A 26594-nucleotide genomic window follows, 5' to 3' on the forward strand; every position below is an offset into this window, starting at 1 on the left:
CCCGGCGGTTTCAAAACTTACGAGTCAGCCATCGCCCCCGGCCCCCGCACCGCCGCTTCCGGGCATTTGCCGAGGATGATCATCCCCAGCACCTCATCCTTCGTCACGTCGCTCGTCCGCGCCGTGCCGACCAGCCGCCCGTTCTTCATGACGCTGACGCGGTCCGCCAGGTCGAAGACATCATGGATGTCATGGCTGATCAGGAAGATGCCGATCCCCTGCGCCTTCAGCTGCTTCACCAGCTCGCCGACCTGCGCCGTCTCCGCCGGGCCCAGCGCCGCGGTGGGTTCGTCCATGATCAGGATGCGGGCGTTGAAGTGGATGGCGCGCGCGATGGCCACCGATTGCCGCTGCCCGCCGGACAGCGCGCGGACCGGTTCCTTGAAGCGCCGGAAATGCGGGTTGAGCCGCGCCATCACCTGCCGCGTCGCCGATTCCATCGCCGCATCGTCCAGCGTCCCCCAGCGGGTGACGATCTCACGCCCGAGGAAGATGTTGGCCGCGGCGTCGACATTGTCCGCCAGCGCGAGGGTCTGGTAGATCGTCTCGATCCCGTAGCGCTTGGCGTCGCGCGGCGTGCCGATATCGGCGACCTGCCCCTCAACCCGGATCTCCCCGGCATCGGCGCGATAGGCGCCCGAGAGAATCTTGATCAGCGTGGATTTGCCCGCGCCGTTATGGCCGAGCAGGGCCACGACCTCCCCAGGCATCAGGTCGACCGACACGTCATCGACGGCCTTGATGCCGCCGAAGGCGATGGAGATGCCGCGCATCTCGACGAGGGGCGTGCTCATCGGATGCGCTTCCTCCAGGCCCCGTCCAGCCAGACGGCGAAGACCAGCACCAGGCCCACTACGATGTTCTGCAGCGGCGTATCCACGCCCAGCAGCACCATGCCGGATTGCAGCGACTGCATCACCAGCGCCCCCAGCATGGCGCCGGCCACCGTGCCCATGCCGCCGGCCAGCGACGTCCCGCCGATCACCGCCGCCGCGATGACGTAGAGCTCGTCCAGTGTCCCCGCCGCATTGGTCGCGGCGTTCAGCCGGGCGGTCGCGATGCAGGCCGAAAGCCCCACCAGCGCGCCCATCAGGCCGAAGACCATCATCAGGCTGCGCCGGGTGTTCACGCCGGACAGCTCCGCCGCCTCCGGATTGCCGCCGATGGCGAAGACATACCGGCCGAAGCGCGTCCGCGTCGCCAGCACCGTCATGGCGACGCCGACCATCAGCGCCACGATCACCGGGATCGCCAGTCCATGCGCGATGAACAGGCCCCCCGGCGGCCAGGCGATGCCCTGCGCCTCCGCCATCCGCCGCGCCACGCCGACCGGGATCGGATAGCTGTTCGCCACCGCGACCGCCCCGATCACGACCAGGCAGGCGAGGCCCATCAGCACGCCTTCCGCCCAGCCCGGCCGCACCGGGAAGCCGAAGGCGAGGCGCCGGCGCCGCAGCATCACCATCCCCGCCACGATCGCCGCACAGGCGAGCGCCGCCAGCACCCAGGAAGCGGTGGCCCCGATCGCCCCCTCGATGCCCCCGCCCAGCATGCGGAAGCGCCCATCCATCGGCGCCACCGTCTGCCCCTGCGTCACCCACCAGGCCGCGCCGCGCCAGACCAGCAGCCCGCCCAGCGTGACGATGAAGGAGGGGATGCCGAGATAGGCGATGAGGCTGCCCTGCATCAGCCCGATCACGCCCCCCAGCGCCACCCCCACCGCCACCGCGATGAAGGCCGTCGCCGGATGCTCGAGGCCGATCACCTCCGGCAGCCACCGTGCCTGCACCACGCCGACCACCATGCCGATGAAGCCCAGCATGGCGCCGACGCTGAGGTCGATGTTCCGCGTGACGATGACCAGCACCATCCCGCAGGCCATCACGGCAATGGAGGCCGTCTGGACCGAGAGGTTCCAGAGGTTGCGCGGCGTCAGGAAGGCGCCGCCCGACAGCAGGTCGAACCCCACCCAGATCACCGCCAGCGCGCCGAGCATCCCGACGAGCCGCGGGTCAACCTCCAGATGCCGCATTCAGCCGATGCCCTGGCGGCGCCCCACCGTGGTCAATTGCACGCCTGCACGCGCCCCGCCGGAACGCCCTGGCACACGGCGGCCTTGGGCGCCCAGCCGGCCTCGATCACCACGCCGAGATTCTCCCGCGTCACCGGCACCGGTGCCAGGAAGCGCGCCGTCATCCGCGCGCGCTGCGGGCCCTCGTTCCACTGCACCGCACCCGGCACCTCCGCCAGCCGCGCCCCACCCGCCAGGCGCACCGCGATCTCGGCCGCGTTCTTGCCGAGTTCCCGCGCATCCTTCCAGATCGTGACGGTCTGCGTGCCAGCCGCGATGCGGTTCAGCGCCGCGCGATCCGCATCCTGGCCGGAAACCGGCACGCTGCCCGCCAGGCCCTGCGCCGCCAGCGCCGCGATGGCGCCGCCCGCCGTGCCGTCATTCGCCGCCACCACCGCATCGATGCGGTTGTTGTTGCGGGTGAGCATCTGCTCCATGTTCCGCTGCGCGTTCGCGGGCAGCCAGCCATCCGTATAGGCCTCGCCCACATTGCGGATGCGGCCCGCATCGATGTGCGGCTTCAGGATCTCCATCGATCCGCGGAACAGGAAGTCGGCATTGGGGTCGGCGGAGCTGCCCTTGATGAAGGCGTAATTGCCCTCGGGCTTCGCGGCCAGGACGCTGCGCGCCATCATGCGGCCGACCTCGACATTGTCGAAGGTGAGGTAGAAGACCTCCGGCATCTCGATCAGACGGTCATAGCCCACGACCGGCACGCCCTCGTTGATCGCCTTCTGCACGCCGGGGCGCACCGCGGCCGCATCCTGCGCCAGCACGATCAGCGCCTTGGCGCCGCGCGCCAGGAGGCTTTCGATGTCGGTCAGCTGCTTGCCCGGGTTGGACTGCGCATCGGCCGAGAGGTAGCTGCCCCCCGCCGCGCGGATCGCCGCCTGAATCGCGGCCTCGTCGGTCTTCCAGCGTTCCTCCTGGAAGTTGGACCAGGAGACGCCGATCACCGGCCCCCTGCCTTGAGCTTGAGCCCCTCGGGCCACGGCGCCCAGGGCGGGCAGAGCGAGCGCCGTGCCCAACAGCCCGCGTCGCGTCAGTCGATTGATCATCATCGCCTCCCCATCCCACCGGTCGTATGCACGACCTTGCTGAAAGGGAGGCTCCCGCGCCCTGCCGCCCTGCGTCAAGCACGACGTGCGGTTGCGGCATCACCCGTCGTCGTCTTCCACCCCGCCAGCGGAAACCGCGTTCCAGACCGCGAGCGCCTGCACCGTTTCCGCGACGTCATGCACCCGGATGATCGCCGCCCCATGCGACGCGGCATGCAGCGCCGCGGCCACCGACCCCGCGACGCGGTCCACCGGAGCCTCGACCCCCGACAACTCCCCGATGAAGCGCTTCCGGCTGGCGCCGAAGACGACCGGCACGCCGATCCCCGCCAGCAGCGGCAGGCGTTCCATCAGCGCGATGTTGTGCGGCAGCCGCTTGCCGAAGCCGATGCCGGGGTCGATGGCGATCCGCCCGCGCGGAATGCCGAGCCGCTCGACCATGGTCACGCGGTCCGCCAGGAACTGCGCCACCTCCAGCGCCACGTCGCCGTAGCGGGGGTCCTGCTGCATGGTGCGGGGGTCGTCGCCCAGCATGTGCATCAGGATCACGCTGGCTTCGCTGCGCGCCAGCACCCGGGCCGAGGCAGGGTCATGCCGCAGCGCCGTCACGTCGTTGACGATCTCCGCCCCGGCTTCCAGCGCCGCCAGCATGGTCGCGGCGTTGCGGGTATCGACGCTGATGGTGGCGGCCTTCGCCAGTTCCCGGATCACCGGCAGGATGCGCCGGCATTCCTCCTCCGGCGCCACGGGCTGCGCGCCCGGCCGCGTACTCTCCCCCCCGATGTCGAGCAGATCGGCGCCGGCTTCCAGCAGCATGTGCCCGGCATCGATCGCGTTGGCATGGTCCGCGAAATGGCCGCCATCGCTGAAGCTGTCGGGCGTGATGTTGAGGATGCCCATCACCAGCGGCCGCCCGCCCTCATGCGGCAGTGCAAGACCCGCAAAGGCCGCCGGAGCCCGCGTCAGCGCCAGCACCGCCTCCTGCCACCCATCCGGCACATCGGCCAGTGCCAGCGCGCCTTCCGGCGCGCCCGGCCCGATCAGCCGCACCATGGTGAAGGCGCCAGGCCCGCCCGCCAGCGGCAGCGCCAGGTCGGCGGCCACGGCGGTCGCGGCGGCGCGGCCTTGCAGCAGGCCCAATGGCTCGACCCAGCTTTCCATCACGACTCGCCGCCCCGGTATCCGCCCTGCATCCAACGATGCCGCGCGTTCCTGCCATCGGGAACCCGGAATCGAAAACGGCCCGCGCCTGGTGGCACGGGCCGTTCGCGTCAACGCGATGGAGGCGCGTTCAGGTCCCCGGCGCGGGGGCGAAGCCGCCGCCCGTGCTGGGGCGCGGGTTCGGCCGCCCGCTGGTCGGCACGCTGCCGCGGCCCTGGTTCACCGGCTCATCCGGCCGCACCCGCACGATGGGTTCGCCCTTGATGATCTGCTTGATCTCGTCGCCGCTGATCGTCTCGTGCTCCAGCAGTCCCTTGGCCAGCAGGTGCAGCTCGTCGATGTTCTCGCTCAGCACCTTCGTCGCGCGGGCATAGGCGCCATCGATGATGAGGCGGATCTCGCCATCGATCTTCCGCGCCGTCTCCTCCGACAGGTTCTTGGACTGGGTCACGCTGTGGCCGAGGAAGACCTCCTGGTCGTTCGACCCGTAGGCGATCATGCCGAGATTCTCGGACATGCCCCATTCCGTCACCATCCGGCGCGCCATGTCGGTCGCCATCTTGATGTCGCCCGAAGCCCCGTTGGAGACCTTGTCGGCGCCGAAGATCAGCTCCTCCGCCACGCGGCCTCCCATCGCCATCGCAAGCTCGGCCTTCATCTTCGACTTGTGCTTGGAGTAGCGGTCGCCGGCCGGCAGGGACATCACGAGGCCCAGCGCCCGGCCGCGCGGGATGATGGTCGCCTTGTGCACCGGGTCGCATTCCGGCTCATGGATCGCCACCAGCGCGTGGCCGGCCTCGTGATAGGCGGTCATGCGCTTCTCATCCTCGGACATGACGAGGCTTCGGCGCTCCGCGCCCATCATCACCTTGTCCTTGGCCGCCTCGAACTCCGCCATGCCCACGGTCCGGCGGCCGGTGCGCGCCGCGAGCAGCGCCGCCTCGTTCACCAGGTTGGCCAGGTCGGCGCCCGAGAAGCCGGGCGTGCCGCGCGCGATCGTCTTCGGATCCACATCAGACGCCAGCGGCACCTTCCGCATGTGAACCCGCAGGATCTTCTCCCGCCCGTTCACGTCGGGGTTCGGCACCACGACCTGGCGGTCGAAGCGGCCCGGGCGCAGCAGCGCGGGGTCCAACACGTCCGGCCGGTTGGTGGCGGCGATGATGATGACGCCTTCGTTCGACTCGAAGCCATCCATCTCCACGAGCATCTGGTTCAGGGTCTGCTCGCGCTCGTCATTGCCACCGCCGAGACCGGCACCGCGGTGGCGACCCACCGCGTCGATCTCGTCGATGAAGATGATGCAGGGGGCATTCTTCTTGCCCTGCTCGAACATGTCGCGAACGCGGCTGGCGCCCACGCCGACGAACATCTCGACGAAGTCGGAGCCGGAGATGGTGAAGAAGGGCACGTTCGCCTCGCCGGCGATGGAGCGCGCCAGCAGCGTCTTGCCGGTGCCCGGCGGGCCCACCAGCAGCACGCCCTTCGGGATCTTGCCGCCAAGCCGCTGGAACTTCTGCGGATCCCGCAGGAATTCCACGATCTCCTCCAGCTCGCCCTTGGCTTCCTCGATGCCCGCCACGTCGTCGAAGGTGACGCGGCCCTGCTTCTCGGTCAGCAGCTTGGCCTTGGACTTGCCGAAGCCCATGGCCCGGCCGCCGCCGCCCTGCATCTGGCGCATGAAGAACACCCAGACGCCGATCAGCAGCAGCATCGGGAACCAGCTGAGCAGGTAGTGGAACAGCGGGTTGACGTCGCTTTCCTCGGGCCGCGCGACCACGCGCACGCCCTTCTCCGTCAGCCGCGTGACCAGCTGCGGGTCTTCCGGCGTGTAGGTCTGGAAGCTGCGCCCGTCATTCAGCTGGCCGGTGACGGTGCGCCCGGTGATGGTCACGTCCCGGACATGGCCGGCGCTGACCTCGTTCAGGAAGTCGGAATAGGCGACCTGCTGCGCCGCGCGGCTGCTGCCGCCCGAAGGCTGGAACAGGTTGAACAGCGCCACCAGCAGCAGCGCCACGATCACCCACAGCGCCAGGTTCCGGCCGAAATTGTTCACGTTGGCATCCCTTTGGGGCTTCCCAGGCTGACCACCTCGCACCGATGCGGGGGGCGGGCCGCTCCGCTGCACAGATAGGAACGCTGCCGCCCTCTTCCATCCCAGGACCGCAATGCTCAGGCACAGGCCGCGCCCGCCGGCGCGAAGCGCAGGCGGCAGGCGGCGTGCTCCTGGGATGAAGGATAGGACAGGCCGGGCGCCGCGACCAGCACAGTGTCGCGACGGATCGCGGGCATCGTCCGCGCCACCGCCGCCGGCAGCCAGGGGGGCCTCGGCAGCCGCGCATCCCCCAGCGCGCCGATCACGCAGCCCTCTGGCGGCCTGCCCTCCAGCACGAAACGCCCATCCCAGCGGGCGCCGGGCAGCGCCGGCACGGGCGGCGCCATCGCCGCCTCCTCCCGCAGCAGCAGACCGCCGCGCATTAGCCGCGCCCCGCCCAGCGTGCCCTCGCCGCGGGCGAGCAGCGCCGCCACGGCGTCCCGCGGCGGCGCGAAGGCGGCGCCCGACACCACCCGCAGCAGCGCCGCCAGCGCCGCAACCGCCATCCCATCCGTGCCCAGCGCCGCAAGGTCGAGTCGCGCGAATCCCTCGGGATGCAGCCGCGCCGCCTGCGCGATCCGCGCAGCGACTGCCTCCCCACTCCTGACGCGCCGCCGGGCAAAGGCCGCCGCCGCCGCCGCCAGCGCCGCCACGCCCGGCCCCTCCCCGACCGGATCGCCGAGCGCCACGCGCAGCCGGACGCGCGCGAAGGCGCTGTTTTCGTTTGAGGGGTCGCGGATCGGCGCCAGGCCGGCCGCCGCCACCACCGCTTCCAGCCGCGCCGGCGCCACGCCCAGCAGCGGCCGGATCACCAGCACTCCCCCGGCACTGCGCGCCGCCGCCATGCCCGCCAGCCCCGCCGGCCCGCTGCCCGCAAAGCCGCGCAGCAGCAGCGTCTCCGCCTGGTCCCCCCGATGCTGGCCGAGCGCCAGCCACGGCGCGCCCACCGCGGCGCAGACGCGCATCAGCGCCGCCAGCCGCCCCTCCCGCGCCCTCGCCTGCATGCCGGGACCAGGCGCCAGGCCAAGCGCTTCCACCCGTGCCTCGATCCCCCGTGCCGCCATCCATCCGGCGACGGTCGAGGCCTCCGCCGCACTGTCGTCCCTGAGCCCGTGATCCACGATGCCGGCTACCAGGCGCCCGCCGCGCGCCCCCGCCCAGCGCGCCAGGAGCAGCGCCAGCGCCAGGCTGTGCGGCCCGCCGGACACGCCGGCCACCATCACCGGCGCGACGCCGAACGGCCCGAGGGGCGCCATCAGCGCGTCGAATTCCGACGCCCCGATGGCCCCCGGGCCATCCATCACGTTTGCGGGAGCTTCGTTAACGCGCCGCGATCAGCGGCACTGCGCGCGCCGCCGCGCATCCGCCACGCGATCCGCGATGTTGCCCGACAGGTTCGGGTAGCGGCTGCGCAGGTCGCTCAGCTGGCCGCAGGCGTCGCGGTTGTTGTTCAGCCCGATCAGCGAATTCGCCACCCCGAGCATCGCTTCCGGCGCCCGCGTGCCCTGCTGGTTGCGGCGGAAGGCATCGTCATAGGCGATGGCAGCGGCCGCAAAGTCCCGCTTACCCGCCAGCGCATCGCCCAGCAGGATCTGCGCATCCACCGCCCGCGCCGAATCGCGCGCCGCGATCACCTCCCGCGCCGCCGCCTCCGCGCCCGCGAAGTCCCGGCGACCCAGCGCCGCCTGGCCTTCCTGCAGCGCGCGCTGCGGCGGCCGCGCCAGGGCCGCCGGCTGCGCCTGCGGCGTCGCGCCAGCCTGCGCCGGTGGCGCCGCGGGCCGCGCCGGGGTTGCGGCCGCGGCCGGCGCGCCCGCGCTGGCGCCAGGGCGCGCGCCCTCCATCTGCTGGAAGCGGAAATCCACGTCGCCGGTCAGCTTCTCCACCCGCTCGCGCAGCTCGCGCTCGCGGAACTCCGCCTGCTCCGCGCGGCCGCGCACGCTGCGCAGCTCCTCCTCCAGCCGGGAGACGCGATCGAGCAGCTGGCCGACCAGCTCACCCTGCGGCGCCTGCTGCTGGGCGGGGCGCGGTGCGCCACCACCGAAGCCCAGCACGGAACTGCCGCCGGACGGCGCGGGCTGGGCACCGAGCCCGCCACGCCTGAGCGCCTCCATCTCCTGCCGCAGCTGCAGGATCTGGTTCTGCAACGCGATGCCCTCCCGCGTCTCGACCTGCGCCCGGGCCGGGCTGGCCAGGAGCATCGGCGCGGCCAGCAGGGCCGCGAAAAGGGCGGGGCGAGAGAGGCGCATGGCGCTGTTCCTTGTCACTGTCCGGAAGCCGCGGGGATGGGCGCGGACCACCCGCCCCCATCCCCGCCGCGTCACGGTCAGCGAACGACCGTGACCGCGCGGCGGTTCTGCGCCCAGGCGGTCTCGTCGGAGCCGAGCGCCGCCGGGCGGTCCTTGCCATAGCTGATGGTGGCGATGCGGGCGGAGGCGACGCCGCCGGCCACCAGCACGTCGCGCGCCGCATTGGCGCGGCGCTGGCCGAGCGCCAGGTTGTATTCGCGCGTGCCGCGCTCGTCGGCATGGCCTTCCACGGCGACCTGCACCTGCGGATAGCGGCCGAGCCACGCCGCCTGGCGCTCCAGGATCGCGCGCTGGTCGGCGCGGACGCTGCTGCGGTCGGTGTCGAACAGCACGCGGTCACCGACATTCGCCACCAGGTCTTCCTGGCTGCCCGGGCGCGGGCCGCTCGCCGTCGTCGCGGCGCCACCGCCGGCCGCACCGGCCGTGTCGGTGCCGGAGCCGCAGGCGCCGAGCAGGGTCAGCGCGGCCAGCGCGCCGAGGAGCTTGATGTTCATCGCTCTGAAAATCCTTCCAGGGTTAGGGACGTCTTGTGCCGCGGGCGTTAATGGCACGCGCCCGCAAGGTCAAGAATCCGTGCGGCGGCATCATGGCAACGTGCGTCGCGAGTTTTGCGCGGAACCGAGTTAACATCGCAACAGCGTGCCGCCGCTTCCCTGGTATCGAAGTATGTCGCCCCTCGGCTCAGCTCAGCAGGGGGCTCCAGGCGGGATCGGAGGCATCGGTCGGCGTGACCATCCGCCGCTCATTGAAGCCGGCGATGTCGATCTGCGACAGGGTAGAGGAATACCCGCCGCCCCGCGCGTCGCGCGCCGGCGTCTCCCGGTAGAAGGCCAGCACGCGGCCATTCGGCGCGAAGGTCGGCCCCTCCATCGCCCAGCCCTCGCTGAGGATGCGCTCACCCGAGCCATCCGGCCGCATCACGCCGATGCCGAACTGCCCGCCGGAGATGCGCGTGAAGGCGATCAGGTCGCCGCGCGGCGACCAGACCGGCGTCGCGTAGCGCCCATTGCCGAAGGAGATGCGCCGCGCGCCGCCGCCATCCGCCGACATGACATAGAGCTGCTGGTCGCCGCCTCGGTCGGAATTGAAGACGATCTGCGTCCCGTCCGGCGAATAGCAGGGCGAGACGTCGAGCGACCCGCCGCTGGTCAGCTGCCTTTCGCGACGGCTGCCGATATCGACGCTGTAGATGTTGGCATCGCCGCCGCGGCTGGCGGAAAGCACGACGCTCCGCCCATCCGGATGGAAGCGCGGGCTGAAGGTCATGCCGCCGAAGCTGCCCAGCACCTGCTGCTGCCCGCTATCCAGGTTGAAGAGGTAGACGCGCGGCTCGTTGCGGAAATAGGACATGAAGGCGACCTGACGCGCCGTCGGGTGGAAGCGCGGCGTCAGCGCCTGGAAGCTGCCATCGGTCAGGAAGCGGTGGTTCTCGCCATCCTGGTCCATCATCGCCATGCGGCGCGTGCGCCGGTCGCGCGGTCCGGACTCCGCGATGTAGACGATCTGCGTGTCGAAATAGCCCTTCTCGCCCAGCAGCCGCTCATAGATCACGTCGCTGATGAGGTGCGCGATCCGGCGCCACTGCGCGGCCGGCGCGGTGAAGGCGGTGCCCTGCAACTGCTGTTCCGGCAGCACGTCCCAAAGCCGGAATTCCACGCGCAGCCGGTCGCCGCTGGCTTCCACGCGCCCCGTGGTCAGCGCCTGCGCGCCGATCACGCGCCAATCCTGGAAGCGCGGCGTCGCGGCCGCGGCCTCCGGCGTCTGGATGAAGGCCTGGCGGTCCACCGGCCGGAACAGGCCGGAATTGCGCAAATTCGCCTGGATCACCTGCGCGATCTGCCGGCCCATCCGCTGCGCATCCGGCCCCGCCCCCGCCATGTCCGGCACCGCGATCGGCACCGGGTCCGTCCGCGCCCGCGTCACGTCGATGACCGTGGTCGGCTGCGCCAGCACGGCCTCCGGCAGCAGGCTCGCCACGATCGACCCGCCGGCGCCGGCGAAGACATGGCGGCGCGAGATCCCGAAGCCCGGCAACGTCATCGGATGAATCCCCTCGGCGAGAAGTTGAACTGGAACTCGTTCACCGCCTGCAGCCGGGCACGGGGCACCGGCAGCGGGCTGCAGGCCGGGTCGAGCAGCGCCCGGCGCGCCTGCTCATACAACGTCCTGGCGCGCGGATCACGGGGCACACCCTCCGGCCCCGGCCTCACTTCCCGGATAACGCCGCCCTGGTCGACGATGGCGCGTAGGCTCACGGTCAAGTCACTGAGACCGAGCATCCCCTGGTCCACCCGCCAGCATTCCGCGACGCGCTCCCCCACCGCGCGGCGATCGCCGGCGGAAAGCGGGTCCTGCCCCTGCGGCGCGCCGCCTGAAGGCGCGGGGCGCCCCGCGGCCGGGTTCGGGCGCGCGGTCGGCGGCTGCTGCTGCGCCTGCTGCTGGCGCAGCCGCTCCAGCGTGTTGAGCACGCTGCTCGACCGTTCCTCCGGCCGCGCCACGGGCGGCGTCTGCGCCGTGCCCGTCGGCGTCGATTGTGGCTGCGGCGGTGCCGGCGGCGGGGGTGGCGGCGGCAGCGGCAGGGCCTGCTCCGCCGGTCGCGCGGGCGCCGGCGGCGTCGGCGGCGTCGGCTGCGCCGGCCGTGGTTCCGGCGGCCGCGGGGCGGGCGGCGGCGGAGGCGGCGTCGGCGCCACCGCGCTCGGCGCCGGGGGCGGCGGCGGCGTCACGGGCCGCGGCTCCGGCGGCCGGGTTTCCGGCGGCTGGGGCGCGGGCGGCGTCGGCGGCGGGGGCGTGGTCGGGCGCGGCGGCACCGGCACGGGCGGCGTCGCCGGCACCGGCGGCGTTGGCGTGGCGGGCGCGGGCGGGGCCGGCGGCGGGGGTGGCGGCGGCGGCGCGGGCTGCACCGGCTCCGGCCGCGGCGGCGTCGGCGCCGGCGGCACGGGGGCGACATCGGGCGGCGCAGGCACCGGGTCCGGGGAGGAGGTCGGCGCGGGCTGCTCGCCCTGCGACTGCGTCGGCGGCACGGGGGAGGTGAATTCCACCACCACCGCCGTCTCGATCGGCGGATCGAGCGGCTTCACGAAGCCATAGATGAAGCCCGCCAGCGCCAGAGCCGCATGCAGGCCAAGCGACACGGCGAGCCATCGCCGCAGCGCGCGGTCGTCAGGCTCCGGATGCAGCAGCAGGCCGGACACAGGTCGCGGTCCCTCTCAGCGCCCCTGCGGGCGGTTCGGGGCGGGGGCCGGGCGCGGCGCGGCGCCGGCGGGCTGTTCGGCCAGCAGCGCCACGCGGCTGAAGCCCGCCGCGTTCACCGTGCCCATCACCTCCATCACCCGGCCGTAATTGATGGCGCGGTCGCCGCGGACGAAGATCCGGCGTTCCGGCTGGCCCTGCTGGGTCGGCTGCGAGGCCAGGATGGCGCGGAGCTGCGCCACCAGCGCGTCCATCTGCACCTCCGTCTCCTGCAGGAAGATGCGGCCTTCCGCGTTGACGGAGATGGTGAGCGGTTCCTGTTCCTGGTTCAGCGGCGTGGCGTTGGTGCGCGGCAGGTCCACAGGCACGCCCACCGTCATCATCGGCGCCGCCACCATGAAGATGATCAGCAGCACCAGCATGACGTCCACCAGCGGCGTCACGTTGATCTCGCTCATCGGCCGGTAGGTGCCGCGGCGTCCGCGCCCCCCCCCGGTCCGGCCGCCCATCAGGCCGCCCGCCATGGCTCAGTTCCCCGCCGTCTGGGGCTGCCGCCCACGCGCCGGCTCCGCCGCCGCTTCCGACTGGCGGGACAGGATGGCGGCGAATTCGGCCGAGAAGGCTTCCAGCCGCCCGGCGAAGCGCGCCAGGTCGGTGGCCAGCTTGTTGTAGGCGATGGTGGCGGGAATGGCGGCGATCAGGCCGATGGCGGTCGCGAACAGCGCTTCCGCGATGCCGGGTGCCACCACGGCCAGGCTTGTGTTCTGCATGCCAGCGATGGCGGAGAAGCTGTTCATGATGCCCCAGACCGTGCCGAACAGGCCGATGAAGGGCGCGGCGGAGCCGACCGTCGCCAGGAACACCATCCAGCGCTCCAGCCGGTCCATCTCCCGCTGCATCGCCACCACCATGGCGCGCTCGACGCGCTCCTTCAGCCCCGTCACCGCCAGGTCGGAGGTGAGGTTACGGGCCGCGGATCGCCGCCACTCGCGCATCGCCGCGCCGAAGACGGCGGCCAGCGGATGGGCGGGCTCCTCGCCCTCCTTCGCGAACAACTCCTCCAGGCTCCCGCCCGACCAGAAGCGGTCCTCGAAGCCGTCGGCCGCGCGGTTCACGCGGCGCAGCGCCGTCATCTTCTCGAACACGATGGCCCAGACCCAGACGGAGGCGAGCAGGAGCGAGATCATCACCCCCTTCACCACCCAGTCCGCCTGCAGGAACAGCGCCCAGAGCGACAGGTCGTGCGCCACGGGGGCCAGGGCCTGCGCGGTGACGTTGCCCAAAGCCGTAACTCCTTCACCAAATCCCATCCGGACGAGGTCCGGACGCGTTACGCGCCCCTAATCCGGCGTGGCCGTCCCGCCCAGCGCTTCGCGCCAGGGCGCCGGGATGCGCACCGGCCGCAATCCGTCCGGACGCACGCAGACCAGCCCGACCGCCAGCCGCGCCAGCAGCACCGCCTTCCCCTCTTCCTCCCGCAACACGAGCTGCTCGAGGTCGAGGGTGGCGGCGCCCATGGCGTGCAGGCGGGTCTCGACGATCAGGGCGTCATCGAGCCGGGCGGGGGCCGAATACTCCACTTCGATGCGGCGCACCACAAGCATCGCATCGTAACGCTCCATCATAAGCGCATGGGGCAAGTGCATGGCGCGCAAGGATTCGGTCCGCGCCCGCTCCGCCCATTTCAGGTAGTTGGCGTGATAGGCCACGCCCCCCGCATCGGTGTCCTCGAAATAGACGCGAAGGGGGTAACGATGCGCTGCCATCAGGCGTCAGTGTCCGGGGCGGGCATGTCACGCAGAAGGTCGAGCTGTGCCGAAACCGAGGCAGGCGGCGCCATGCCGAGATGCCGCCACCCCGGCTCCCCCAGCATCCGCCCGCGCGGCGTGCGCAGCACCAGCCCTTCCTGGATCAGGAAGGGCTCGATCACCTCCTCCAGCGTATCCCGGCTTTCCGCCAGCGCCGCGGCCAGCGTCTCCACGCCGACGGGCCCGCCATTGTGATGTTCGGCGATGCGGCGGAGGTAGCGGCGGTCCTGCGCGTCGAGGCCGAGGTGATCGACCTCCAGCCGCGCGAGCGCCCCATCCACCATGACGCGGTCGGCCACCTTGCCCGTCACCAGCGCGAAGTCCCGGATGCGCCGGAGCAACCGCCCGGCCACGCGCGGCGTGCCGCGCGACCGCTTCGCGATCTCCAGCGCCCCGTCATCCGCCAGCGCGAAGCCCAGCTTCTCCGCCCCCCGCCGCACGATCAGCAGCAATTCGTCCACCGTGTAGAATTGCAGCCGCAGCGGGATGCCGAAGCGGTCGCGCAGCGGCTGGGTCAGCAGCCCCGCCCGCGTCGTCGCCCCCACCAGCGTGAAGGGCGGCAGGTCGATCCTGACCGTTCGCGCCGCCGGCCCCTCCCCGATGATCAGGTCGAGGCAGAAATCCTCCATGGCGGGATAGAGCGTCTCCTCGATCGCGGGCTGCAGCCGGTGGATCTCATCGACGAAGAGCACGTCCCGCGGCTGGAGGTTGGTCAGGATTGCCGCCAGGTCGCCCGATTTCTGCAGGATCGGCCCGGAGGTCGCCCGGAACCCCACGCCCAGCTCCCGCGACACGATCTGCGCCAGCGTCGTCTTGCCGAGGCCCGGCGGCCCGAACAGCAGCACATGGTCCATCGCCTCGGCCCGCTGCCGCGCGGCGCCGATGAAGACCTCGAGGTTCTCCCGCAGCGTCTTCTGGCCGATGAACTCCCGCAGATTCTGCGGACGCAGCGAGCCTTCCGCCCCATCCTCCTCCTGCCGCGCCCCCGCCGTCAGCCTCTCGTCACTCATCGCGGCGCCATGTCCTTCAGGGCCTCGGTGATCAGGGTGTTGAGCGTGGCCCCCTCACCCAGCCGCTTCGCCGCCCGCGCCACCGCGGCCGCCGCCTCCGGCCGCTTCCAGCCGAGATTGGTCAACGCCGAGGCCGCATCCGCCTCCACCCCCGCCACCACCGGGACGGCGATGGCGACGGCACCGACGCCATCCTCATCCGGCATGGCGCGGCCGATCGCCCATTTCTGCATCGCCGGCTCATCCACGATCCGCGTCGCGGTGGCGGCGCCGAGGCCCTTCACGTCGGACAGCCGCTTGCGTTCCTTGGCGGCGATGGCCTGGGCCAGCTGGTTCGGCGTCAGGCCGGAGAGCACCACCAGCGCCTTCTGTGGCCCGACCGTCTTCACCTCGATCAATGCGAGGAAGGCCTCGCGCTCCTGCGCATCGAGGAAGCCGAAGAGGGTGATGGCGTCCTGGCTGACCCGCGTCTCCACCAGCAGCTTCTGCACCCCCTCCCGCGCCGTCAGCCAGTCCAGCGTCTTGCGGGAGCAATGGACGAGGTAGCCGACGCCGCCCACGTCCAGCACGCAGCCGCCCTCATGGACGGACTCCACGAAGCCCTTCAGCGAGCCGATCATCGCCCCGCCTTCGCCACGGCGCGCGCGAAGGCGTTCCGCGTGCTGCGGTGATGGGCATGGCAGATGGCGATGGCCAGCGCATCGGCCGCATCCGCCCGCTTGAAGGTCACACCCGGCAGCAGTTGCTTCACCATCGCCTGCACCTGCCCCTTCTCCGCATGCCCGTTGCCGACCACGGCGCGCTTCACCTCCATCGCGCCGTATTCGCGCGTCGGCAGCCCCGCCAGCGCCGGCGCCAGCAGCACCACGCCCCGCGCCTGGCCGAGCTTCAGCGCGCTTTCCGGGTTGCGGGCGACATAGGTGTGCTCCACCGCCGCCTCATCCGGCTGCATCTCCGCGATCACCGCCGCCAGGCCCCGATGCAGCGCCAGCAGCCGGTCCGGCAGGTCCTCCCCCGCGCTGGTGCTCACCACCCCCTCCGCGCAGAAGCGCAGCCGGAAGCCGTCATGCTCCACCAGCCCCCAGCCCGTGTGCTGGAGGCCGGGGTCAAGGCCGAGGATGCGAATCGGGGCGTTGGCCATGACCCCCTTTAGCCGGTTTCAGGCGCTGAGGCGTTCCATCGCGGCCGCATCGACCTCGAAGTTCGCATAGACGTTCTGCACGTCGTCGTGGTCGTCCAGCAGGTCGAGCAGCTTCAGCACCTCCCGCGCCCGCTCCTCGTCCAGGTCGATGGTGGTGGAGGGCCACCATTCCAGCTTGGCCGCCTCCGCCGTCCCGAACCTGGCCTCGAGCGCGTCGCGCACGGCGGCGAAATCCTCGACGGCGCAGGACACTTCGTGCCCCTCCTCGCCGCTCTCGACATCCTCGGCCCCGGCCTCGATCGCCGCTTCCAGCATGACGTCCGCGCTGCCGGCGGCGGCGGGATAGCGCAGCACGCCCTTGCGCTCGAACTGGAAGGCGACCGAATTGCTCTCCCCCAGCGCGCCGCCATTCTTGGAGAAGATGGAGCGGAGGTCGCCGCCCGTGCGGTTCCGGTTGTCGGTCAGGGCTTCGACGATGACCGCGATGCCATAGGGGCCGTAGCCCTCGTAGCGGACCTCCTGGTAGTCCTCACCAGGCCCGCCGACGGCGGCGCGCTTGATGGCGCGGTCGATCGTGTCACGCGTCATGTTGGCCGTCAGCGCCGCCTTCACCGCGGCGCGCAGCCGGGGGTTCATGGCGGGGTCGGGCAGGCCCTGCTTGGCGGAGACGGTGATTTCCCGGATCAGCTTGCCGAAGGCGCGCGCCTTCTTGGCCCCCTGCGCCGCCTTCCGGTGCATGATGTTCTTCGCGTGCGAATGGCCGGCCATCGCCCCGTATTCCCTGTCCTCAGGGGGTCAACGCCCCCGCATCCGCGCCCCTATACCGGCCTGCCCCCGCCGCCTGCAAATCGGCCAGGCAGCCCGGCCGGCCCATCCCGGCCCCACGCAACCGCTGGTTCATGAATGCGGCGCATGATGGCGCCATGATCCGCCATGCCCGCCTGGCTCCGATCGCGCCCATCCCGGCCCCGCATCTTGCGGCGCTGCTGGCCATGCTGGCGCTGCTGGTCACGGCGCTGGCGCTGCTGGCGAGCAATGCGTTGACGGAACGCCTGCTGCGCGCCGATGCCCGCGCCCGGGTCGAAAGCTGGGGCGCGGAGCTGCTGCGCCGCAGCCCCGACCTGGCGCCGATGCTGCGCGGCGGCGGCGTCTCCGACACCGGCCTCGCCACGCTCGAAGCCATCCGCGCCGGCGGCGATGTGCTGCAATTCCGCCTGATCGGCACCGATGGGCGCGTCCTGCTCAGCGACGGCGCCGCCGACTTCTCCGCCGGCACCATCGCCGCGCGCACGGCGCTCCGCGATGCCGATGGGCAGCTGGGCACGCTGGAGGCGGTGCTGGACCAGGCGCCGCGCCGCGCCGTCTTCCGCGACGCCGTCCGCATGGCGGAAGGCGCGATCGCCATGTTCGGCGGCGGCGCCTTCGCCATCCTCGTCTGGGTCGCGCTGCGCCGCCGGGGCGAACGCTCCGCTGTCGCGCAGGCCCATTTCCTCCGGCGGCATGACGCCACCACCGGCCTCGCGACCCATGCCGAGTTCCGGGAGCGCCTCGACGCCGCCCTCGCCCAGGCACGGTCGCAGGACTGGCAGGTCGGCGTCCACGTCATCGACCTCCGCCGCTTCCGCGACCTGAACGAGACGCATGGCCACGCCACCGGCGACCTCGTGCTCCACCTCATCGCCGCCCGGCTCTGCGGCGCGGTGCGGCGGGAGGATACGGTGGCGCGCCTGGCCGGGGACCGCTTCGCCATCGTGCAATCCGTGCTGCACGAACCCGCCGCGGCGGCGCGGCTTGCCGACCGCCTGGCCGATGCCATCGCCGAGCCCCTCCCACTCGCGGACAGCCTCACCCTCACCGTCACGGCCGATATCGGCCTCGCCATCGCGCCGCAGGACGGGGCGGAGGCGGAGACGCTGCTCGACCGCGCGGAAAAGGCGCTGGCCATCGCCCGGTCGGAGCCCGAGGCCACGATCCGCAGCTTCGAACCCGCGCTGGACGCGGAGGCGCGCCGCCAGCGGGAGCTGGAACGCGACCTGCGCGCCGCCATCGCCGATGGCGCGCTGACGCTGCACTACCAGCCCCAGTTCCGCCTGCGCGACCACGCGCTGGTGGGGTTCGAGGCGCTGCTGCGCTGGCACCACCCCGAGCGCGGCATGGTCCCGCCCTGCGACTTCATCCCGCTGGCGGAGCGCACGGGCCTCATCATCCCGCTCGGCGCCTGGGTGCTCCGCGCCGCCTGCGCCGAAGCCGCGCGCTGGCCCGCCCCGATGCGCGTCGCCGTCAACCTCTCCCCGGCGCAGTTCCGCCATGGTGGGATGGTCGCCACCATTGCCGATGCCCTGGCCGCCACAGGCCTGCCCGGGCACCTCCTGGAACTGGAAGTCACGGAAAGCCTGCTGCAGCAGGACCAGGCGGAGACCGAACGCCTGCTCCGCGCCATTCGCGGCCTCGGCGTCTCCATCGCCATGGATGATTTCGGCACGGGCTGGTCGAGCCTGGCGCATCTCTGGCGCTTCCCCTTCAGCAAGCTGAAGATCGACCGCGCCTTCATCCGCGACCTCGGCCACGATCCCCGCCTCTCCGCCATCGTCGCCACCATCGTGGGCCTCGGCCGCATCCTCGGCATGACCGTGGTGGCGGAGGGGGTGGAGACGGAGGACCAGGCCCGCCTGCTGGCGCAGGAAGGCTGCGACCAGGTCCAGGGCTGGCTCTATGGCCGCGCCGTCCCCGCCGAGGAGGCCCGTGCCCTGATCGCCGCGGAGCACCAGGACCAGCGCCGCCAGGTCGCCTGACGGTCACACGCCGCGCGGCACCGCCATGCTACGACGGTGGTGCCATGACCCTGCTGATCCGCCCCGTCGCCGAAACCCCGCACCTCCCGACCATCGCGGCCTGGCTGCATGCCCAATGGTGGGCGGCCGGCGGCTACAGCCTGGAGGCAACGGAGGCCTTCCTCCGCCGGGCCACCGGCCCCGCCGCCCCCTGCGCCCTGGTGGCGGAGCAGGATGGCATCCCCCTCGGCACCGCCACCTTCGACACCGATGACCTGCCGAGCCGCCCGGACCTCGCCCCCTGGCTCGCCTCCGTCCTCGTCACTCCCGAAGCGCGTCGCCAGGGCGTCGCGACCGCGCTGGTGCGGGCGGTGGAGGGCCTCGCCGCCGCGCAAGGCGTCCGCCGCCTCTGGCTCTTCACCCCGGACCAGGCGCCCTTCTACGCGGCGCGCGGCTGGGTGCGGTCGGGGGAGGAGCAATATCGAGGCTCCCCTGTCGTGCTGATGCACCGGGATCTGGGGTAGCGGCGCCCGATTCCAGCCCCGCCAGGAAGGCAGCCGCCTCCTGCTTCATCGCCGCCACCTTCTCCGGCGCCATTTTCATCAGTGTCCGGATCGGCATGGCCATGCGCGGATTGCGGCCGAACCGCTCGGCGTGGCGACTGACGAAATCCCAGTAGAGGAAGTTGAAGGGGCAGGCCCCCTTCCCTGTCGCCTTCTTCACGTCATAGGCGCAGCCGCGGCAATGGTCGGACATCCGGTTGATGTAGGCCCCACTCGCCGCATAGGGCTTGGAGGCCATGACACCCCCATCCGCATGCAGCGCCATGCCATGGGTGTTCGGCAGCTCCACCCATTCATAGGCATCGGCATAGACGACCATGTACCAGTCATTGACCTCGGCCGGGTCGATGCCGGCCAGCAGCGCGAAATTGCCCGTCACCATCAGCCGCTGGATGTGGTGGGCATAGGCCAGGTCCCTTGTCTGGGTGATGGCCGCCCGCAGGCAGGCCATCCGCGTCTCGCCCGACCAGTAGAACCAGGGCAGCTTGCGCGTGGCGCCCAGCGCGTTGGTGTCCCGATAGGCCGGCATGCGCAGCCAGTAGATGCCGCGGACATATTCGCGCCAGCCCAGGATCTGGCGGATGAAGCCCTCCACCGCATTCAGCGGCGCGTGGCCTTTTCGATACGCCGCCTCCGCCGCCCGGCAGGCCTCCATCGGATCCAGCAGCCCGCAATTCATCGCCGCCGCGACCAGCGCGTGGAACAGCGTCGGCTCGCCTTCCGCCATCGCGTCCTGGAAGTCGCCGAAGCGGGCCAGGCGGTGCGTGACGAAATCCGCCAGCGCCGCCTCGGCCTGCGCCGCCGTCACCGGCCAGGCGAAGGCCTCGAGCGTCCCGAAATGGTCGGGAAACTCCCGCTCCACCAGCGCCATCACCTGCTTCGTCACCGCATCCGGCGCGAAGCGGCGCGGCCGCGGCGGGCGAACCCCAGGGTCGAGCGGCTTGCGGTTCTCCGCATCGAAGTTCCAGGCGCCGCCGGTCGGCTCGTCCGGTCCCTCCATCAGCAGCCCGGTCTCCCGCCGCATCTCGCGGTAGAAGAACTCCATGCGCAGCTGCTTGCGGTCCCCCGCCCAGGCGCGGAAGCGATCGATCGGGCAGATGAACCGCCCATCCTCCCGGATCTCGACCGGCAGCCCGGTGGCGCGCTCCCACCCCCGCATATCCTCCAGCACCCGCCATTCCCCGGGCTGGGTGACGATGATCCGCGAAGCGCCGACCTTCGTCGCGATCCGCGCCACCTCGCCGGCCAGGGTCTGGCTGTTCGCCGCGTCATCCAGCGCCGAATAGGAAACCGTGATCCCTTCCTCGCGCAGTTCCGCCGCGAAGTGCCGCATGGCGGAGAGGACCAGCGCGATCTTCTGCTTGTGGTGCTTCACATAGGTGCATTCGGACCGCACCTCCGCCATCAGCAACACGTCGCGCGCAGGGTCCAACCCCTCCAGCGCCGACAGCCCGCGGGAGCATTGGTCCCCGAGCACCACGCGAAGGATCGTCACGCGCGTTCGTACCGCACGGCGCTGCCATCCTCGCCCGTGGTGGCGAAGCCCACCCAGCTGCCGGCGCCGTCATAGGCGATATCGGCGCCCTCGCCCCCCACCAGCACCACGCGCAACCCGCCGCCCGGCAGCGCGCTGCGCGTCAGCTGCGGCGCCACCACCATCCCCTGCCGGGGGTCGAAGAGCGGCCCATCCACCGCCAGCGTCGCGCGCCGCCACCAGGTCAACGGCGCCGCCGTCGCGGGCAGCCGGGCCTCCCCCGCCGTGCCGCGCAGCAGCAACTGCCCGCCTTCCGCCCGCGCCTCGCAGAAGCCCGCCGTGCCGTTGCGGTCCATGCGGGAGGTCAGCGCGACCAGGCGCTCCCCCCGCCAGCTCTCCACCGTCTCATGCCGGTAGCGATAGACGGTGATGCCGACCAGCGTGACGGCCACCTGCACCAGGCTCCGCGCTTCCAGCACCCCGCCTTCCAGATCGCGGAAGGTCACCTGATGCGTGCCGACGGCCGTGCCGTTGCGGATCAGCCGGAAGCCGATCGGCGCCGGCGCCGCGCGGGCCGGGATCGCGGCCAGAAGCGCCCCCGGCAGCAGCAGCGCCGCCCGCCGCCGCATCACCCGCGCCCCGCCAGCGCCGCGCGTCCGCCATCCACGCCGATCACCTGTCCGGTCATCCAGCCCGCGGCGTCGGACAGCAGGAAATCTGCCAGCGCCGCGCTGTCATCGCCCTCGCCGAGGCGCGGGATCGGGTGCTGCTTCGCGATCGCCTCCGCCATCTGCGGGCTCTTCGTCAGCGGCTCCGCCAGCGCGGTCCGCGTCAGGCTCGGCGCGATGCAGTTCACCCGTACCTTGGGGGCGAGGTCGGCGGCCAGCGACACGGTCAGCCCCTCCACCGCCGCCTTGGCCGCCCCGATCGCCACGTGATTCGCAAACCCCTTCCGCGCCGCGACGGAGGAGAACAGCACCACCGATCCGCAACCCGCCGCCAGCGCCCCCGCCGCCGCCTGCACGGCCAGCGCCGGCGCCGCCGCGTTCAGCCGGAAGGCCTCCAGCAGATCGGCCTCCGTCACCCGCGCCAGCGGCTTCAGCACGATGGAGCCGACGCAGAAGGCGAGCCCCGCCAGCGGCGACCCCGCCGCCGCGACCGCCGCCGCCACCTGGGCGCGGTCCGTCACATCCGCCACCGCATGGCCGGCGCCGAGTTCCGCCGCCAGCGCCGCCAGCCGCGCCTCCCCCCGGGCCACCAGGAAGGGCCTCGCCCCCCGCGCCGAGAGCCGCCGCGCCAGCGCCGCCCCGATCCCACCCGTCGCCCCGAAGACCAGCACCTGACCCGTCATGCACCCGATATCCGCTCTCGTTCGCGCTCAGATGGGCAGCACCCCGGCGAGGGAAAGGGTGGACGGGAGACAGCGGGCCCCCGCCATGGCAGGATGGCGCCATGCGCCAATTGCTGCTGCTGCGCCACGCGAAATCCTCCTGGGATGATCCGCGGCTTTCCGACCACGCCCGCCCGCTCAATGCGCGCGGCCGCCGCGCGGCGGTGGGCATGGGTGCGGCGATGCGCGACCTGGGCCTCTCGCCCGACATCGTCCTCGTCTCCTCCGCCCGCCGCACGCTGCAGACGCTGGAGGCCATCTCCCCGATCGAGGGCACGCCCCTGATCGAGCCGATGGACGATCTCTACCTCACCACCTGGACCTCGCTGCTGGACGTGCTGCGCGGCGTCAGGGAGACGGCACGGAGCGTCCTTCTCATCGGCCACAACCCGGGGCTGCATGACCTCGCCATGGCGCTGGCCGGCGCTGCCGCCATGGCCGGCGATGGCCCCCTGGTCCGCCGCCTGGCCGCCGGCTACCCCACCGGGACGCTCACCGAATTCGCGGTCGCCCTGCCCTGGCGGCAGCTGGAAGCAGGCGGCGCCCGCCTGCTGCGCGTGCTTTCCCCGGCCGACCTCCCCGGCGCCGAGCCCGCCGATGCCTCGGACCCCGCGGCCTGATCCGATGACGATGGCGTCGCCGATCACCTGGGAGGCGGCGCTCGACCCCGCCCTCGCCCCCCGCCTGCTCCGCCACCCCGCCCTCGCAGCCCGCCGCGCGGGCCCGACGCGCGCCGCCCCCCTGCTGCTGGAATGGCGCGACACGGCGGAGGGCCGCCTGGCCGATGACGGCCTGGCGCTGGAGGAACCACGCGGCGGCCCGCCCCGGCTCGTCCATGCCATCGCGCCCGCCACCGCCCTGATCCACCCGGCCAGCCCGGTCGAAGCAGGGCCCGGCGATCCACCCGCCAGCGCCGACCAGGTGCTCGCCGCGCTGCTCGGCCGCCGCGCCACCGTCGCCCTGGCCGAGGGCGTGGAAGCCACCTTGATCCGCGGCGCGCTCCGGCTCGGCGATGCCGAGAAGCCGGTCGCCCGCCTTCTCCTCGCGGGCCCGGCGGACGCCGTCATCGCCACCATGCGCGACCTTGCCGCCAGCATCCCCCTGCTGCCACCGCTGGCCAGCCTGGCCGAGGAAGCCCGCGCGCTCGGTGCCGGCACCGGGCTGCGCCCCCGCCGCCTCGGCGCGCCGCTGCTCGGGCCGGGCCTGTCCGTGGAGGATGCGCTCCGCCACGTCATCGGCCACCTCGCCTGCGTGCTCGCCTGGCACGCCCCCATCGCGGCGGCCGGCCAGCACCCCGCCGGCGTCCACCAGATGCGAGTCGCGCTGCGGCGCCTCCGCTCCGCGCTCCGTGCCTTCCGCCCGGCCGTGGATGGGCCGGCGCTGCGGGATGCCGACCGGCGGCTGAAGGCGCTGGCCACGCTGCTCGGCCCGGCACGGGACTGGGATGTCTTCCTGGGCGGGCTCGGCGCCGAACTCGCCGGCGCCCTGCCGGAGGATCCGCGCATCGCAGCCCTGCTCGAAGCGGCGCGCTTCCGCCGCGACGCCGCCTATGCGGCGCTGGCCCGGCACCTCGCCGGCGCCGAATTCCGCCACCTGCTCTGGGACCTCTGCGCCCTGGTCGAAGGCCGCCCTTGGCTGGTGGACCGGCCCGGCCCGGTGGAGGATTTCGCCGCCGGCCTGCTGGCGAAGCGCTGGCGGAAGCTCACCGCCGCCGGCGGGTCGATGGAGGACCTGCCGGACGCCGAATTCCATGCGCTGCGGCTCGACGGCAAGCGGATGCGCTACCTGGCTGAACTCTTCGCGCCCCTCTGGGGTCGCAAGCGCGGCCGGCGCTTCCTGGAACGGCTGGCCGCCGTGCAGGAACAGATGGGCCTCGCCAACGACGCCGCCGTGGCCCGCGCCCTGGTCGCGCCACTGTCAGACTCGCCCGGCGGAAACTGGGCGACCGGCGTCGCGGAAGGCTGGGTGCTGGCCCGGTCCCGCCGGGCGCGCAGCCGCGCCGCCAAGGCATGGGATGCCCTGCTGGGGGCCGATCCCTTCTGGAATCAAGGCTGAACTGCTGATTCTTCCTACAATTATTGAAGATAAATGAATGGGTTGCGCGCGCGTTGCCTCCTGGGCTACCCGTTGCTCCCACCTCATTTCACTCACGGCCCCGTGACCCGACATCGCCGCCTGTTCCGACCCGCCCCGACGCCGCGCCGCTGGCGGGCGCCGATCATGGCCATTGCCGGCGCGATCATCGTCGGCGCGCTCTCCGGCGTCGGCCTGCCGCCGGACCTGATGGGCTCCGCCCCCCGCGAACAGGACTGGTCGGCGCTGGCCGCCGAGGTCCGGGTCGTGGATGGCGACACGCTCCGCCTCGGCGACCGCACGCTCCGCCTCGCCGCCATCGATGCGCCGGAACGCGGCCAATCCTGCGCCGATGGCGCTGGCCTCGCCTTCGATTGCGGCGCGGCGGCGGCCGAGGCGCTCTCCCGCCTGGTCAATGGCCGCTCCGTCCTCTGCACCGTCAGCGGGCGGGACCGCTTCGGCCGGGGCCTCGGCACCTGCACCGCCGGCGGCGTCGATCTCAACTCCGGCCTCGTCTCCTCCGGCTGGGCACTCGCCTATGGCGACGATCCCGCCATGCTGGCGCGGGAAGCCCTGGCGCGCGCCAGCGGCCGCGGCCTCTGGGCCGGCAACTTCACCCGCCCCGAGGATTGGCGCCGCCGTAACTGAAGGCGTCTCCAGGGCGAAGGCGGCAACACCGGGGTAACGGCCGCGGGCGCAAGCTACGTCCGGAAGGGACTGCCCCCCCGGGCCGGCCCCGCAAGCTTGAACACCCCCCCACGTTGCCAACCGCTGCGGCACGCTCTTATCTTGCGCCGCACCATAACGGTGCCGAGAGCAAGCGGCCCGGCACCCACCCCGAGTGCGAGGAAGCATCATATGACCACAACCCCCAACGGGTCCGTCACCTTCACGCTCGAGGGCTCGAACCGCAGCACCAAGCTGCCGGTCCTCTCGGGCTCCATCGGCCCGGACGTGGTCGATATCCGCAAGCTCTACGCCGATCTCGGCGTCTTCACCTTCGACCCCGGCTATGGCGAGACGGCGAGCTGCGAGAGCAAGATCACCTACATCGATGGCGACGAGGGCGTCCTCCTCTACCGCGGCTACCCGATCGAGCAGCTGGCCGAGAGCTCCGACTTCATCGAGGTCTGCTACCTGCTGATGAACGGCGAACTGCCGAACGCCGCGCAGCTCGCGGAATTCCGCAAGGGCGTCACCTACCACACCATGGTGCATGAGCAGATCCGCCGCTTCTTCGACGGCTTCCGCCGCGATGCGCACCCGATGGCGGTGATGTGCGGCGTGGTCGGCGCGCTGGCGGCCTTCTACCACGACAACCTCGACATCAACGACCCGCGCCAGCGGGAGATCGCGGCCTTCCGCCTGATCGCCAAGGTGCCGACGATCGCCGCCATGGCCTACAAGTATGCGCTCGGCCAGCCCTTCGTGTATCCGCGCAACGACCTCAGCTACGCCGCCAACTTCCTCTACATGCTGAACTCGGTCCCGGCGGAGCCCTACACCGTCTCCCCCATCCTGGCGAAGGCGATGGACCGCATCCTGGTCCTGCATGCGGACCATGAGCAGAACGCCTCCACCTCCACCGTCCGCCTGGCCGGCTCCACCGGCGCGAACCCCTTCGCCTGCATCGCCGCCGGCATCGCCGCCCTCTGGGGCCCGGCGCATGGCGGCGCGAACGAGGCGGTGCTGAAGATGCTGGCCGAGATCGGCAGCGTGGAGAACATCCCGGCCTTCATCGAGAAGGTGAAGGACAAGAACTCCGGCGTGAAGCTCATGGGCTTCGGCCACCGGGTCTACAAGAACTTCGACCCCCGCGCGAAGATCATGCAGCAATCCTGCCACGAGGTGCTGGCCGAGCTCGGCATCAAGGACGAGCCGCTGCTCGACATGGCGATGGCGCTGGAGAAGGTGGCGCTGGAGGACGAGTACTTCGTCAGCCGCAAGCTCTACCCGAACGTCGACTTCTATTCCGGCATCATCCTGAAGGCGATGGGCATCCCGACCAGCATGTTCACGGTGATCTTCGCCGTGGCGCGCACCGTCGGCTGGGTGTCCCAGTGGAAGGAGATGGTGGAGGATCCGGCGCAGCGCATCGGCCGCCCGCGCCAGATCTACACGGGCCCGACGCAGCGCGACTACGTGCCGGTTTCCAGCCGCGGCTGATCCCGGCTACCCAGACCGCGCCCAACCCGCCCCGCCGGCCTCGCCGGCGGGGTTTTCCTTGTCCGCACCGCGCCCTCCCGGCCCCTCGGGCAGGGGCCGGTCCGTGCCTGCCTGGCGGCCATCGCACCGGCCCCGCCGCTCGCCACAGGGTTGCGCCAGGCGCCGGCCTGCCAAGCGTCGCGCCGCCATCGACCCACCGATTTGCAATTGCGGGCGCCCGCGCCTGCAATTGCGGCGACCCGCCAAGCAATTGAATCGCTGTGGAAAACTCGAAAGCCGCAATTGCGGGGACCCTGCGCGCCCGCCGGGAACTGGCCA

Annotated in this window: 26 protein-coding genes; 6 read left to right on the forward strand and 20 right to left on the reverse strand. The window is 72.1% G+C overall.

The window, feature by feature from the left end; translation table 11 throughout:
- Nucleotides 1-17 precede the first annotated feature (17 nt).
- From G3576_RS05040 to G3576_RS05125, 17 genes are all read right to left on the reverse strand, one after another.
- Nucleotides 18-794: an ATP-binding cassette domain-containing protein gene (locus G3576_RS05040; RefSeq protein WP_164693195.1), complete on the reverse strand. Its 777-nt coding sequence runs from the start codon at nucleotides 792-794 to the stop codon at nucleotides 18-20.
- Nucleotides 791-2032, reverse strand: a complete 1242-nt coding sequence (locus G3576_RS05045) for a sugar ABC transporter permease (RefSeq protein WP_164693196.1) — start codon at nucleotides 2030-2032, stop codon at nucleotides 791-793. The genes G3576_RS05040 and G3576_RS05045 overlap by 4 nt, the downstream gene beginning before the upstream one ends.
- 32 nt (nucleotides 2033-2064) lie before the next feature.
- A complete protein-coding gene (gene xylF, locus G3576_RS05050) occupies nucleotides 2065-3027 on the reverse strand; it encodes a D-xylose ABC transporter substrate-binding protein (RefSeq protein ID WP_328728444.1) in 963 nt (320 codons plus the stop codon).
- Nucleotides 3028-3228: 201 nt separating this feature from the next.
- Complete coding sequence (gene folP / locus G3576_RS05055; protein WP_207622631.1) at nucleotides 3229-4290, reverse strand: dihydropteroate synthase; 1062 nt, start codon at nucleotides 4288-4290, stop codon at nucleotides 3229-3231.
- Nucleotides 4291-4420: 130 nt separating this feature from the next.
- Nucleotides 4421-6346: an ATP-dependent zinc metalloprotease FtsH gene (ftsH, locus tag G3576_RS05060; RefSeq protein WP_164693198.1), complete on the reverse strand. Its 1926-nt coding sequence runs from the start codon at nucleotides 6344-6346 to the stop codon at nucleotides 4421-4423.
- 116 nt (nucleotides 6347-6462) lie between these two features.
- Nucleotides 6463-7686, reverse strand: coding sequence for a tRNA lysidine(34) synthetase TilS (gene tilS / locus G3576_RS05065; RefSeq protein ID WP_164693199.1), 1224 nt, complete (start codon nucleotides 7684-7686; stop codon nucleotides 6463-6465).
- Between the two features lie 33 nt (nucleotides 7687-7719).
- The gene (locus tag G3576_RS05070) at nucleotides 7720-8631 is read right to left on the reverse strand and encodes a tol-pal system YbgF family protein (RefSeq protein ID WP_235951386.1); all 912 of its coding nucleotides are present in this window, start codon (nucleotides 8629-8631) and stop codon (nucleotides 7720-7722) included.
- Between the two features lie 77 nt (nucleotides 8632-8708).
- Nucleotides 8709-9185 (reverse strand): peptidoglycan-associated lipoprotein Pal, encoded by a 477-nt coding sequence (gene pal / locus G3576_RS05075; RefSeq protein WP_164693200.1) that lies wholly within the window; start codon nucleotides 9183-9185, stop codon nucleotides 8709-8711.
- 187 nt (nucleotides 9186-9372) lie between these two features.
- Nucleotides 9373-10731: a Tol-Pal system beta propeller repeat protein TolB gene (gene tolB, locus G3576_RS05080; protein ID WP_164693201.1), complete on the reverse strand. Its 1359-nt coding sequence runs from the start codon at nucleotides 10729-10731 to the stop codon at nucleotides 9373-9375.
- Entirely contained in the window at nucleotides 10728-11882 is a 1155-nt protein-coding gene (locus G3576_RS32175) for a hypothetical protein (RefSeq protein WP_207622632.1), read from the reverse strand. The genes tolB and G3576_RS32175 overlap by 4 nt, the downstream gene beginning before the upstream one ends.
- 15 nt (nucleotides 11883-11897) lie before the next feature.
- On the reverse strand, nucleotides 11898-12404 hold the full coding sequence (gene tolR / locus G3576_RS05095) for a protein TolR (protein WP_235951390.1): 507 nt from the start codon (nucleotides 12402-12404) through the stop codon (nucleotides 11898-11900).
- 3 nt (nucleotides 12405-12407) lie between these two features.
- Nucleotides 12408-13190, reverse strand: a complete 783-nt coding sequence (gene tolQ, locus G3576_RS05100; protein ID WP_164693202.1) for a protein TolQ — start codon at nucleotides 13188-13190, stop codon at nucleotides 12408-12410.
- Between the two features lie 30 nt (nucleotides 13191-13220).
- Entirely contained in the window at nucleotides 13221-13646 is a 426-nt protein-coding gene (locus G3576_RS05105; RefSeq protein ID WP_164693203.1) for a YbgC/FadM family acyl-CoA thioesterase, read from the reverse strand.
- A complete protein-coding gene (gene ruvB / locus G3576_RS05110) occupies nucleotides 13646-14698 on the reverse strand; it encodes a Holliday junction branch migration DNA helicase RuvB (protein ID WP_164693204.1) in 1053 nt (350 codons plus the stop codon). The genes G3576_RS05105 and ruvB overlap by 1 nt, the downstream gene beginning before the upstream one ends.
- The gene (ruvA, locus tag G3576_RS05115; RefSeq protein ID WP_164693205.1) at nucleotides 14695-15318 is read right to left on the reverse strand and encodes a Holliday junction branch migration protein RuvA; all 624 of its coding nucleotides are present in this window, start codon (nucleotides 15316-15318) and stop codon (nucleotides 14695-14697) included. The genes ruvB and ruvA overlap by 4 nt, the downstream gene beginning before the upstream one ends.
- Nucleotides 15315-15839: a crossover junction endodeoxyribonuclease RuvC gene (gene ruvC / locus G3576_RS05120; protein WP_164693206.1), complete on the reverse strand. Its 525-nt coding sequence runs from the start codon at nucleotides 15837-15839 to the stop codon at nucleotides 15315-15317. The genes ruvA and ruvC overlap by 4 nt, the downstream gene beginning before the upstream one ends.
- A gap of 18 nt (nucleotides 15840-15857) precedes the next feature.
- Nucleotides 15858-16607: a YebC/PmpR family DNA-binding transcriptional regulator gene (locus G3576_RS05125; protein ID WP_164693207.1), complete on the reverse strand. Its 750-nt coding sequence runs from the start codon at nucleotides 16605-16607 to the stop codon at nucleotides 15858-15860.
- Between the two features lie 155 nt (nucleotides 16608-16762).
- On the opposite strand from G3576_RS05125, the gene G3576_RS05130 reads away from it, so the two are divergent.
- On the forward strand, nucleotides 16763-18631 hold the full coding sequence (locus G3576_RS05130; RefSeq protein ID WP_164693208.1) for a putative bifunctional diguanylate cyclase/phosphodiesterase: 1869 nt from the start codon (nucleotides 16763-16765) through the stop codon (nucleotides 18629-18631).
- Nucleotides 18632-18675: 44 nt separating this feature from the next.
- Nucleotides 18676-19134 (forward strand): GNAT family N-acetyltransferase, encoded by a 459-nt coding sequence (locus tag G3576_RS05135; protein WP_164693209.1) that lies wholly within the window; start codon nucleotides 18676-18678, stop codon nucleotides 19132-19134.
- Here the strand turns inward: G3576_RS05135 and G3576_RS05140 are convergent.
- The 3 genes from G3576_RS05140 to G3576_RS05150 are packed head-to-tail and all read right to left on the reverse strand — an operon-like array spanning nucleotide 19028 to nucleotide 21998.
- A complete protein-coding gene (locus G3576_RS05140) occupies nucleotides 19028-20668 on the reverse strand; it encodes a cryptochrome/photolyase family protein (RefSeq protein WP_164693210.1) in 1641 nt (546 codons plus the stop codon). The genes G3576_RS05135 and G3576_RS05140 overlap by 107 nt on opposite strands.
- Nucleotides 20665-21276, reverse strand: coding sequence for a DUF6134 family protein (locus tag G3576_RS05145; protein ID WP_164693211.1), 612 nt, complete (start codon nucleotides 21274-21276; stop codon nucleotides 20665-20667). Before G3576_RS05145 ends, G3576_RS05140 begins: the two co-directional genes overlap by 4 nt.
- Nucleotides 21276-21998, reverse strand: a complete 723-nt coding sequence (locus G3576_RS05150) for an SDR family NAD(P)-dependent oxidoreductase (protein WP_164693212.1) — start codon at nucleotides 21996-21998, stop codon at nucleotides 21276-21278. The genes G3576_RS05145 and G3576_RS05150 overlap by 1 nt, the downstream gene beginning before the upstream one ends.
- A 101-nt stretch (nucleotides 21999-22099) precedes the next feature.
- On the opposite strand from G3576_RS05150, the gene G3576_RS05155 reads away from it, so the two are divergent.
- From G3576_RS05155 to gltA, 4 genes are all read left to right on the forward strand, one after another.
- Nucleotides 22100-22657, forward strand: a complete 558-nt coding sequence (locus G3576_RS05155; protein WP_164693213.1) for a SixA phosphatase family protein — start codon at nucleotides 22100-22102, stop codon at nucleotides 22655-22657.
- 10 nt (nucleotides 22658-22667) lie between these two features.
- Entirely contained in the window at nucleotides 22668-24092 is a 1425-nt protein-coding gene (locus G3576_RS05160) for a CYTH and CHAD domain-containing protein (RefSeq protein ID WP_164693214.1), read from the forward strand.
- Between the two features lie 165 nt (nucleotides 24093-24257).
- Nucleotides 24258-24758, forward strand: coding sequence for a thermonuclease family protein (locus G3576_RS05165; RefSeq protein ID WP_164693215.1), 501 nt, complete (start codon nucleotides 24258-24260; stop codon nucleotides 24756-24758).
- 210 nt (nucleotides 24759-24968) lie between these two features.
- Nucleotides 24969-26276, forward strand: a complete 1308-nt coding sequence (gene gltA, locus G3576_RS05170) for a citrate synthase (protein WP_164693216.1) — start codon at nucleotides 24969-24971, stop codon at nucleotides 26274-26276.
- The last annotated feature ends 318 nt before the right edge of the window (nucleotides 26277-26594 follow it).

Source organism: Falsiroseomonas algicola, from assembly GCF_011040385.1.
In the GTDB taxonomy this organism is placed as follows: domain Bacteria; phylum Pseudomonadota; class Alphaproteobacteria; order Acetobacterales; family Acetobacteraceae; genus Falsiroseomonas; species Falsiroseomonas algicola.

Coding starts and splice junctions, on each gene's coding strand:
- G3576_RS05135 (WP_164693209.1), top strand. CDS start 18,676: ATGACCCTGCTGATCCGCCCCGTCGCCGAAACCCCGCACCTCCCGACC.
- G3576_RS05165 (WP_164693215.1), top strand. CDS start 24,258: ATGGCCATTGCCGGCGCGATCATCGTCGGCGCGCTCTCCGGCGTCGGC.
- gltA (WP_164693216.1), top strand. CDS start 24,969: ATGACCACAACCCCCAACGGGTCCGTCACCTTCACGCTCGAGGGCTCG.
- pal (WP_164693200.1), bottom strand. CDS start 9,185: ATGAACATCAAGCTCCTCGGCGCGCTGGCCGCGCTGACCCTGCTCGGC.
- G3576_RS05125 (WP_164693207.1), bottom strand. CDS start 16,607: ATGGCCGGCCATTCGCACGCGAAGAACATCATGCACCGGAAGGCGGCG.
- G3576_RS05045 (WP_164693196.1), bottom strand. CDS start 2,032: ATGCGGCATCTGGAGGTTGACCCGCGGCTCGTCGGGATGCTCGGCGCG.
- tolB (WP_164693201.1), bottom strand. CDS start 10,731: ATGACGTTGCCGGGCTTCGGGATCTCGCGCCGCCATGTCTTCGCCGGC.
- G3576_RS05105 (WP_164693203.1), bottom strand. CDS start 13,646: ATGGCAGCGCATCGTTACCCCCTTCGCGTCTATTTCGAGGACACCGAT.
- folP (WP_207622631.1), bottom strand. CDS start 4,290: ATGGAAAGCTGGGTCGAGCCATTGGGCCTGCTGCAAGGCCGCGCCGCC.
- G3576_RS05040 (WP_164693195.1), bottom strand. CDS start 794: ATGAGCACGCCCCTCGTCGAGATGCGCGGCATCTCCATCGCCTTCGGC.
- G3576_RS05150 (WP_164693212.1), bottom strand. CDS start 21,998: ATGACGGGTCAGGTGCTGGTCTTCGGGGCGACGGGTGGGATCGGGGCG.
- G3576_RS05155 (WP_164693213.1), top strand. CDS start 22,100: ATGCGCCAATTGCTGCTGCTGCGCCACGCGAAATCCTCCTGGGATGAT.
- tilS (WP_164693199.1), bottom strand. CDS start 7,686: ATGGATGGCCCGGGGGCCATCGGGGCGTCGGAATTCGACGCGCTGATG.
- G3576_RS05070 (WP_235951386.1), bottom strand. CDS start 8,631: ATGCGCCTCTCTCGCCCCGCCCTTTTCGCGGCCCTGCTGGCCGCGCCG.
- tolR (WP_235951390.1), bottom strand. CDS start 12,404: ATGGCGGGCGGCCTGATGGGCGGCCGGACCGGGGGGGGGCGCGGACGC.
- G3576_RS05160 (WP_164693214.1), top strand. CDS start 22,668: ATGGCGTCGCCGATCACCTGGGAGGCGGCGCTCGACCCCGCCCTCGCC.
- G3576_RS05145 (WP_164693211.1), bottom strand. CDS start 21,276: ATGCGGCGGCGGGCGGCGCTGCTGCTGCCGGGGGCGCTTCTGGCCGCG.
- ruvB (WP_164693204.1), bottom strand. CDS start 14,698: ATGAGTGACGAGAGGCTGACGGCGGGGGCGCGGCAGGAGGAGGATGGG.
- ruvC (WP_164693206.1), bottom strand. CDS start 15,839: ATGGCCAACGCCCCGATTCGCATCCTCGGCCTTGACCCCGGCCTCCAG.
- tolQ (WP_164693202.1), bottom strand. CDS start 13,190: ATGGGATTTGGTGAAGGAGTTACGGCTTTGGGCAACGTCACCGCGCAG.
- ruvA (WP_164693205.1), bottom strand. CDS start 15,318: ATGATCGGCTCGCTGAAGGGCTTCGTGGAGTCCGTCCATGAGGGCGGC.
- G3576_RS05130 (WP_164693208.1), top strand. CDS start 16,763: ATGATCCGCCATGCCCGCCTGGCTCCGATCGCGCCCATCCCGGCCCCG.